General features: G+C 71.5%; 9 protein-coding genes. 4 read left to right on the forward strand and 5 right to left on the reverse strand.

The window, feature by feature from the left end; all coding sequences use genetic code 11:
* Together DJ81_RS06405 and DJ81_RS06410 are read right to left on the reverse strand one after the other, a co-directional pair.
* The coding region (locus DJ81_RS06405; RefSeq protein ID WP_141212547.1) for an adenylyltransferase/cytidyltransferase family protein at positions 1-466 on the reverse strand (466 nt) is incomplete at its 3' end.
* A complete protein-coding gene (locus DJ81_RS06410) occupies positions 463-984 on the reverse strand; it encodes a Mov34/MPN/PAD-1 family protein (RefSeq protein WP_094525803.1) in 522 nt (173 codons plus the stop codon). The genes DJ81_RS06410 and DJ81_RS06405, both read right to left, overlap by 4 nt.
* Before the next feature lie 131 nt (positions 985-1,115).
* Between DJ81_RS06410 and DJ81_RS06415 the strand changes: the two genes are divergently transcribed.
* On the forward strand, positions 1,116-3,062 hold the full coding sequence (locus DJ81_RS06415) for a DHH family phosphoesterase (protein ID WP_094525804.1): 1,947 nt from the start codon (positions 1,116-1,118) through the stop codon (positions 3,060-3,062).
* 45 nt (positions 3,063-3,107) lie between these two features.
* Here the strand turns inward: DJ81_RS06415 and DJ81_RS06420 are convergent, their stop codons facing one another.
* Both DJ81_RS06420 and DJ81_RS06425 read right to left on the reverse strand, forming a co-directional pair.
* The gene (locus DJ81_RS06420) at positions 3,108-4,868 is read right to left on the reverse strand and encodes a phospholipase D-like domain-containing protein (protein ID WP_249269094.1); all 1,761 of its coding nucleotides are present in this window, start codon (positions 4,866-4,868) and stop codon (positions 3,108-3,110) included.
* A 66-nt stretch (positions 4,869-4,934) separates the two neighbouring features.
* Complete coding sequence (locus DJ81_RS06425) at positions 4,935-6,392, reverse strand: HEAT repeat domain-containing protein (RefSeq protein ID WP_094589023.1); 1,458 nt, start codon at positions 6,390-6,392, stop codon at positions 4,935-4,937.
* A gap of 90 nt (positions 6,393-6,482) precedes the next feature.
* Between DJ81_RS06425 and DJ81_RS06430 the strand changes: the two genes are divergently transcribed.
* Together DJ81_RS06430 and dpsA are read left to right on the forward strand one after the other, a co-directional pair.
* Positions 6,483-7,334, forward strand: coding sequence for a carbon-nitrogen hydrolase family protein (locus DJ81_RS06430; RefSeq protein WP_249269095.1), 852 nt, complete (start codon positions 6,483-6,485; stop codon positions 7,332-7,334).
* A gap of 73 nt (positions 7,335-7,407) precedes the next feature.
* Positions 7,408-7,956, forward strand: a complete 549-nt coding sequence (dpsA, locus tag DJ81_RS06435) for a DNA starvation/stationary phase protection protein DpsA (RefSeq protein ID WP_094525806.1) — start codon at positions 7,408-7,410, stop codon at positions 7,954-7,956.
* Positions 7,957-8,070: 114 nt separating this feature from the next.
* Here the strand turns inward: dpsA and DJ81_RS06440 are convergent, their stop codons facing one another.
* Positions 8,071-8,484 (reverse strand): Lrp/AsnC family transcriptional regulator, encoded by a 414-nt coding sequence (locus DJ81_RS06440; RefSeq protein ID WP_094525807.1) that lies wholly within the window; start codon positions 8,482-8,484, stop codon positions 8,071-8,073.
* Between the two features lie 96 nt (positions 8,485-8,580).
* On the opposite strand from DJ81_RS06440, the gene DJ81_RS06445 reads away from it, so the two are divergent.
* A partial coding sequence (locus DJ81_RS06445; RefSeq protein ID WP_275542426.1) for a carbamoyl-phosphate synthase domain-containing protein occupies positions 8,581-9,199 on the forward strand: 619 nt, incomplete at its 3' end.

A 9,199-nucleotide genomic window follows, 5' to 3' on the forward strand; every position in this document is an offset into this window, starting at 1 on the left:
CGCCGCTCTCGCGTGAGCCGTTGCCGTCGACCCCGCCCGGGCCGCGCCGCCGGAGGACGCGATCGACGATGTCGCCGCTGGAGAGCAGTTCGTCCTCGTGTCGGGGCTCCCGGCCGGACGCCCGTTCGACCCGACAGTCGATGTCGCGGGCCGCGAGCGCCTCGGCGATACCCGCCTCGTCGTGGTGCTGGTCGTATCCCAGCACGATAACGTCCGGGTCGAGGCGCTCGATGGGGACGAACACGTCCTCCGGATCGCCGAGATGGGCCTCGTCGACCGCGTCGAGGGCGGCGACCATGTCGCGCCGCTGGCGGGCGCAGAGGATCGGCTCGGGCTTGTGGGTGACGTTGGCGCGGCGGGCGACGATGGCGTGGAGCTCGTCGCCGTACGTCGCCGCGTCCTCGAGGTAGTGGACGTGGCCCGGGTGAAGCAGGTCGAAGGTCCCCTGCGCGACGACCCGCGTCATCTGAACCACGAGAGGAAGCCACCGTCGTCGCGGCGCTCCTCGACGAGCTCGCTGTCGATGTCCTCCTGCGTGAAGTCGAAGAAGTGCTCGTCGGGCACCTCGACGTCGAGCACGTCCAGCGTCGTCTGATTCCCCTCGTTGTCGAACGCCTTCCAGTCGCCCCACCCGTATGGGGCGCCGACGATGATGTGGACCTGCCCCTGTCCGAACGTCGCGAGGTCGGCCGCGCTCGGCCGGAGGGCCCCGTTCGGGTGCGAGTGGACCGACCCGACGGCGCGCATGTCGTTCGGCTTCATGTGCGTTCGCACGCTGGCGCTCGTCGGGTTCGACTCCGTGCCCGGGATGACGAGCACGTCGGTGATCACCTGCCCGTCTCGGTCGACGTCGAGCTTTCGGGCGTCGTCCGCGCGGAGGAACCCCATGTACTCGTTGGGGTGCGTCTCCTCGCTCGCCTCGAGGACGAACTCCATCGTCTCTCGGGCGATCCCGAGGAGCTCGTCCGAGCGGAACAGTCGCATACGCGAGCGAAGGCGCCGTCGCCCCATAGGGGTTCCGGACCGGACGACGACGGGTCCGCGCGCCGAGCGCGTCGAGACGGGCGGAGACGCGAGAGAACAGGCTTAACACCGCCCGTTCCCGAATGGATTCCATGAGCGAGAACACCGCCGGGGATTCCGGCACGCGGGGCGATTCGAGCCCCGAACCCGACGCCGCCGCGGCGAAGGGGACGGCCGACGGCCGGCCGACCGTCTACGACTTAGCACCCAACTGCACCCTCGCGGACGCCGAGGTCGACGCGCTGTACCACGCCGAAGTCAACGGCGTCGTCGACTACGGCGTCTTCGTCGACGTCTCGGACGCCCTCTCCGGGCTCGTCCACGAGTCGAACATCGACGGCGACTACGCCGTCGGCGACCGACTGATCGTCCGGCTCACCGAGGTGAAGGAGAACGGCGACGTCGCGTTCGACGACGAGGACTTCGACGACTACCGCACCGAGACCGTCGCTCACGAGCCGACGATCTCGCGCGTCCGCGGGCTCTCCCCGGGCGACGAGGTCACCGTCGAGGGCGAGGTCGTTCAGGCGAAACAGACCGGCGGCCCGACGATCTTCGCCGTCGCCGACGCCTCCGGCGTCGTCTCCTGCGCCGCCTTCGAGGAGGCGGGCGTCCGCGCGTACCCCGAGGTCGCGGTCGGCGACATGGTCCACGTCGGCGGGACGGTCGAGACCCGTGAGAACGCCCTCCAGCTGGAGGTCGACTCGCTGCGACAGCTCCCCGACGAGCGCGCCGCGGAGGCCCGCGAGCGGTTCGAGGACGCGCTCGACGAGCGCGCCGCGCCCGCCGACGTCGACCCCCTCGTCGAGTGGGAGGCGTTCGAGCCCATCCACGAGGAGCTCCGCGAACTGGCCCGGCTCCTCCGCCGGACCGCTCTCGCCGGGCGCCCGATCCGCGTTCGCCACCACGCCGACGGCGACGGGATGTGCGCGGCGATCCCGGTCCAGCTCGCCTTGGAGAACTTCGTCTGCGACGTGCACGAGGACCCCGACGCGGCCCGTCACCTGTTCAAGCGGCTCCCGAGCAAGGCGCCGTACTACGAGATGGAGGACGTCACCCGCGACCTGAACTTCGCGCTGGAGGGGCGCGCCCGCCACGGCCAGAAGCTCCCCTTCCTGCTGATGCTCGACAACGGGTCGACCGAGGAGGACGTCCCCGCCTACGAGAACCTCGCGCACTACGACATCCCCATCGCGGTCGTCGACCACCACCACCCCGACCCCGAGGCGGTCGAGCCGCTGCTCGACGCCCACGTCAACCCGTACCTCCACGGCGAGGACTACCGGGTCACCACGGGGATGATGTGCGTCGAGCTCGCGCGGCTGATCGACCCGTCGATCTCCGAGGAACTCGAACACGTCCCCGCCGTCGCCGGGCTCTCAGACCGCTCGAAGGCGGAGGCGATGGACGACTACGTCGCGCTCGCCGAAGCGGCCGGCTACGACGAGTCCGACCTGCTCGATATCGGCGAGGCGCTCGACTACGCCGCCCACTGGCTGCGCTACTCCGAGGGGAAGACCCTCGTCAACGACGCGCTGAACGTCGGCTGCGAGGACGAACAGCGCCACGAAGAGCTGGTCGGCTTCCTCTCCGAGCGCGCCGAGCGCGACGTCGCCCGGCAGCTCGACGCCCTCGACGACCACGTCAACCACGAGCGGCTCGCCTCCGGCGCGCACCTCTATCGGATCGACCTCGACGAGTACGCTCACCGGTTCACCTACCCGGCGCCCGGGAAGACGACCGGCGAGCTCCACGACACCCGCGTGCGGGAGACGGGCGACCCGGTCATCACGATCGGCTACGGCCCGGACTTCTGCGTGCTCCGGTCCGACGGGGTCCGTCTGGACATCCCGAACATGGTGACCGAGCTGAACGACGAGCTCCCGGAGGCGGGCGTCTCCGGCGGCGGTCACCTCGTCGTCGGCTCGATCAAGTTCGTGAAGGGCCGCCGGAGCGCCGTCATCGACACGCTCGTCGAGAAGATGGCCGAGGCCGAGATCGACGAGGCGCTCTCGTCGACGGCCGCGCTCGACGACTGACCGCAACGGTAACCCGATTTTCGCGCCCCGTTCCACGCGCGCTCGTCACGCGAACGTCACCTCCCGACGAGCGGCGACGCCGGCACCCGCGAGCGCGGCGCCGAGCCCGCCGAGGATCCCGAGCGGCAAGTGAATCCCGCCGCCGCGCCAGTCGGCCGCGTACGCCCGGGCGTAGAAGTCGGCGACCGCCTCGTCCTCGACCGCGAGCAGCACCTCCCGGTTCTCCGTCGCCGCGCCGGCGTTCCAGTTGAGGCTCCCGACGATCGCCGTGTCGTCGACCACGACGCCCTTCGCGTGGACCTTCCCGTATCGGCCGCGCGGCTCCGCGACGGCGACCTCGATCGGTTCGCCCGCGAGCGCCTCGACGAGCGCGCGGTTCGCCTCCCGGTCGTACCACGCGTTCGACAGCAGCAGGTGGACGTCGACGCCGCGCTCGGCGGCCCGCCGGAGCGCCCGGACGAGGCGGTTCTCCGGGCCCCCCGTCCGCGGGACGAGCGCCAGCACGCGGTCGTCCGCGGCGTCGATCCGCTCGACCAAGCGGTCGGCGCCGTTACCGGGGGCGGTCAGGAGCTCGACGTCCGCCGCCGTCGACGCGGGCGCCTCGAAGCGGGTCGGGTAGCCGCCGGTCGCCGCGTCACCCTCGCTGAACTCGGTCCCCGCGCGGAACGCCTCCCACGACCGGGCGTCGGACGCCGCGGCGTCGGCCCGGAACAGGGCGGCGAGGTCGTCCGCGGCCGTCGCGCCGGCGGTCGCGGACCGGGGCGTCCCGGTGACGACCCCCCACCCTCTGTTGGTCCGACCGCCGGTGCCGGACGGCTTCCAGTTCTCCGTGAGGACGACCGCGCGGTCGTCGGCGACGGCGTACTTCGCGTGGTGGAAGCGGAACCGCTCCGGGTCGCCGTCGAGGACGCGCACCTCGACGCCGGCGGCGGCGACCCGGTCGAGGAGCCGGGCGCTCCGCGCGGAGAACCCGCCGACCGGCGACCCCTCGACGAGGACGCGCACCTCGACCCCGCGATCGGCGGCCGCGACGAGCAGGTCGGCGACGCGCTCGGACCCCAGCGTGTAGCCGGCGAGCAGCAGTCGGCGCTCCGCTCCCCGTAGCGGCTCGACCGGCATGCCCGGGCTGTCCGGCAACACGAACGGCCGCACGGTCGCGTTCGCCCTTTCGGTCGCGGACCGGCGCTCGTACCCCCGCGGCCGCCACTCGCCCCAGTCCGCGCGCCAGCGGTGTCCCTCGGGCGCGCGGTCGTAGTCGACGACGGCGACCGTCGTCCCGTTCCGGCGGAGCTCGATCCGGTCGCCGGACGCGGCGAGCGGGAAGTGGTCGTCGAGCGCGCGGAGTTCGGGGGTGCCGGCGCCGCCGTCGTGGGCGCCGTGGACGCCGACCGCGGTGTCGTCGTCGAGGAGGGTCGTCGCGTTCGCGGGGTCCATCGAGAGCGCGACGACGCCGCTCGCGTTCGCCGGAACGTCCGCCTCGTGGTAGCCGTCGGAGAGCGACCAGTTCCCGCGCTCGGGGAGCCGGACGACGAGGTACTCGCCGCGGTTCTCCGCCGCCGTCGGATTCGGGAACAATTCGAGTATCCGGGGCTGCTCGGCCACGAGCGTCCGGTTCTTCGACTCGTGGGTTGGCTGCGCGACGGCGGGTCCAGAGCCGGACTCGGCGCCCGTCGAGCCGGCGCCGCCCGCCGCCGCGACCGGCGCGGCGGCCGTCAGGAGGAGCAGTCCGAGGGCGACGGCGACCGCGCTCGCGGTCGAGACCCTCGCGACGGCGGCGTTATCGAGACGAGTCGATCCGGGCGACACGGGGGGTCTCCCCGCGGCATCGGACAAGAAGGGTCGGTCGTTCAGCCCGACGGTCAGGCCGGCGAGTCAGGCGGTCGCCGACGCCGCGTCGAGCGAGCGCTGCGCTTTCTCGCCCTCGGTCGAGACGAGGAACGAGCGCTCGTCGGCGTACTCGGCGACGGTTTCGAGGGCCTCGCGGGTGCCGATCTGTCGGAGGGCCCAGGCGGCCGCGGCGCGGTCGTCGTCGGAGCCGTCGCCGGCGAGCACGTCGGCGAGCGGGTCGACCGCGCGGGCGTCGCCGATGAGCCCGAGCGCGCGAGCCGCGTGCGGACGGACGAGCTCCTCGGTGCCGTCGTCGACGAGCGCGTCCGCGAGCGGCTGGACCGCCTCGCTCGCGCCGATCTCGCCGAGCGCTTTGAACGTCGCCTTCTGGAGCTGCGGGTTCGAGTTCTCCGGAACGTACTCGACGAGCGTCTCGGTCGCCTCGCCGGCGGCCATCTTCCCGAGGATGCGGATCGCGAACTGGTCGCGCTTCTCCGCGCGCCCGAGCAGCTCCTCGAGGGAGGCCTCGGTCTTCCCGCGCTTCCCCATGCGCTCGAACGCCTCGAGGCAGTGCCGCTCCATGAAGTCGGAGGTGAGCGAGTGGAGCGCGAGCAGGATCATGTCGACGTTGCCGCGCGCCTCGTGTTCCTTCAGCGCGGCCCACTCCACCGGGAAGTCCTTGTAGTGGCCGAGCACGTCGTAGTACCCCTCGGCGCGGAGCTGCTCGTGCGTCTCGAGGTCGTCCCACTCCTCGGCGTCGTCGAGCCCGGACTCGAGCGCGTCGGTCGCCTCGATGAGGGCGGCGATCGTCGCCGCGTCGTCGTCGGGGCCGAGGTCGGCGTCCGCGACGCCCGCCGCGACCGCGTCGAGCGCCGAGACGAGGGCGTCGATGCGGTCGTCCTCGTCGGTCCCGCTCCCGTCACTCTCCGCGTCACTCTCCGCGTCGGCGGGCGCGTCGTCTGCGGCGTCCGGGTCCGTCTCGATAGCGTCCGCGTCGACCTCGTCGTCGACGGCGTCCGCGGCCGCCTCCACGAAGGCCGTCACCGCGTCGGCGGCGTCGTCGCGGCCGTCGGCGGTCCACTCGGTCTCCTCGAGCGTCGCCGCGGCGCTCTCGATGGCGTCGACGACGTCCTCGGCGTAGGGGCCGCGCGCCTCCTCGACGCCCTCGCGGAGCTCCGCGACCCGGTCCTCGAGGTCGCCGCGCGGGTCGTCCGCGTCCTCGTCGTCCTCGTCCGGCTCGGGGAGGTCGGCCTCCTCGATCCCCGCCTCGGCGTCGTCGAGGAGGGCGTCGACGTCGTCGAGGTCCGCCTCCGTCTCGGCGTCGTCGAGGAGCGCCGCGATCTCGTCGAGGTACTCGTTCAGCGAGTCCTCGGTCGCTTCGTCCGGAAGCGTCGGCGCGGCGGCCGCGTCCGTCGACTCGCCGGCGCCCCCCGCCTCCTCCGCGTCGTCCGCGGCGTCGGCCTCCTCGGAGGCGTCGGCCGGGTCGTCGTCGCCGTTGCTCATACACCACGAACTGCGCGCGTAGTCCATTAAGACGTTTCCCTTCGCGGGCGCCCCCGTTCGTTTATTCCGCCGTCCGCCCAATCGGTCCCCGTGATCGATCCCGACGCTCCCGACGATCCCGACGACGGGCCGATCGTCGCCGTGCCGCAGATCGCCGTCGACGACCTCGCGGTCGGCAGCAACCTCGGCCGCCTCCGCGACCGCGTCGCCGCCCTGCCCGACCGGGTCGACGTCGCAGTCTTCCCGGAGTACGCGCTGACCGGGTTCGTCGACGACGACCGGCTGCGCGAGGCGGCGCTGGAGCGGGAGGCGGCGCTCGACCGGCTCGCTGACGTCGCCGACGAAGGGAACGTGGCGCTGACGGCGGGGTACGCGGAGCGCGCGGGCGACGCGCTGTTCAACGCGACCGCGTACGTGCCGCCGGCCGGCACCCTCTCCGGCGGCGCGGGAGCCCCGGACGAGCGGGCGGCAGTCTACCGGAAGCGACACCCGTGGGGCGAGGAGGCGGAGCGAGTCGACGCCGGCACCGATCGGGTCGTGGTCGACACCCCCGCCGGTCGGACCGGCCTGTTGACCTGCTACGACCTGAATTTCGTGGCGGAGAGCGCGTGGTTCACCGACCGCGCCGTCGACGCGCTGTTCGTCGCGGGCGCGTGGCCCGCCGCTCACGCGCAGAACTGGCGGCTCCTCCTCCGGGCGCGCGCCCTCGACGGCGTCCGGTGGGTAGTCGGCGCCGGACGAACGGGACGCGGGACAGCGTCGGGGGGCGAACGCGGGAACGATCGCCGCCGCTACGCCGGTAACTCTCTCGTCGCCCGCCCTGACGGTCGAGTCGCCGCCGAACTCGGCCGCGGCGAGCGGGACCTGATCGCCACGCTGGACCGGACCGTGCTCGCCGAGCAGCGCGAACTCGTCGGTGCCGTGAACAATACAGAAAAATAATTTTTTGAAAACTAAAATCTGATTACCATCGTGAAAACAGTTAAGTGCCCCGCGCGCGTACGTAGAGGTAGACATGAGCACCCAGAAAGAGGCACGTCAACGCTACGGCGACGTCCACGAGAGCGAAGCGCTCCGCGTTCCCGAGGAGAAGGCCGAGCAGCTCGTCGACGCGCTCAACACCGACCTCGCGGCGACGTACGTGCTGTACCATCAGATCAAGAAGCACCACTGGCTCGTGGAGGGCGCCGAGTTCCACGACATCCACGTCTACCTCGGCGAGGTCGCCGAGGACCTCGAGGAGGGCGCCGACGTGATCGCCGAGCGCGCGCAGGCGCTCGGCGGCGTGCCGCTGTCGGGCGGCGCGAACTACGAGGAGCACGCCCCGGTGAGCCCCGAGGACGCCGACGCCTACGACATCAGGACGGGGCTGGCGAACGACCTGGAGATGTTCGGTGACATCACCGAGATGCTCCGCGAGCACATCCAGCTCGCCAACAACCTCGGCGACTACAACACCGAGGAGCAGCTCCGCGAGGTCCTCATGGACGTCGAGGAGCACGGCCACCACATCGAGCACTACCTGGAGGACGACACGCTCGTCACTCAGGGTACGCTCGAATAGACGACTCACGTCCGTCGCTCCCGGCGACGGGGCGTCGTTCGTCCGAATTTTCTCCGTTATTTTCCGCCCGCCAGCGACGGCGCCGGCGCGGGCAACTTGGTTGACCGACCCGGATCAGCCGAGTCGCTCGTCCAGAATGAGCCGCGTCTTGGTCGACTTCACCTCGTCCATCTCGCGGGCCTGCGAGATCAGCTCGTTGACGGCGCGCGTGTCGACGGCGTCGACCACGAGCACGACGTCCTCCTCGCCGGAGACCTGCCAGACGAAGTCCACCTCCTCCCACTCGACCATCCGATCGCCGACGGCGGCGGTGTCGACGTTCATCTCCACCGAGATCTCGATCATCGCCTTCACGTTGCCGGTGCGGGTCGTGACGGTGAACCGCTCGATGATCCCCTCCTCGGTCATGCGGTCGACGCGGTTGCGCACGGTCCCCTCCGAGGTGCCGACTCGGTCGGCGATCTCCGTGTACGGGGTTCGCGCGTCCCGGCGCAGGATCGAGAGGATCCGGCGATCGAGGTCGTCCATACCCGAACCATTCACCCCGGCGACTTACTCGTTACGAATATCGTAACGAATCTACGAACGACGCATTTATTACCCTTTGCGCGTACGTTTCTCGTAATGTCGGACGCCTATATCGCGCTGGCCGACGGACGCGTGCTCGAAGCGCGCGCCCGTGCGCCGGGGCGCACCCGCGGTGAACTGGTGTTCACGACCGCGTACACCGGCTACGAGGAGTCGCTCACCGACCCCTCCTACGCCGAACAGATACTCACCTTCTCGTACCCGCTGATCGGGAACTACGGCGTCCGAACCGAGCGATTCGAGTCCGAGTCGGTCCAGCCGCGCGCGGCGATCGCCCGCGAGCTGACCGACGACGTCGCCGAGTGGCTCGCCGGCGAGGACGTCCCCGCCGTCGACCACGTCGACACCCGCGAAATCGTCACGACCGTCCGCGAGGAGGGCGCGATGGCCTGCGGGATCGCCGCCGGTCCGGACGTGGCCCCCGAAGACGCGGTCGCGGAGATGGAGGCGTGCGAGCCGATGAGCGACCACGTCGACATCGGCGCGCAGGTGTCCGTCACCGAGCCGACCGTCCACGAGGGCGGCGGCGCCGCCGACGTCGCGATGCTCGACTGCGGCGCGAAGGGCTCGATCATCACCTCGCTCACCGAGCGCGGCGCGGACGTCCACGTCCTCCCGTACGACGCGACCCCCGAGGACGTGGCCGACGTCGACC

It is taken from the genome of Halorubrum sp. Hd13 (assembly GCF_002252755.1).
GTDB lineage: Archaea > Halobacteriota > Halobacteria > Halobacteriales > Haloferacaceae > Halorubrum.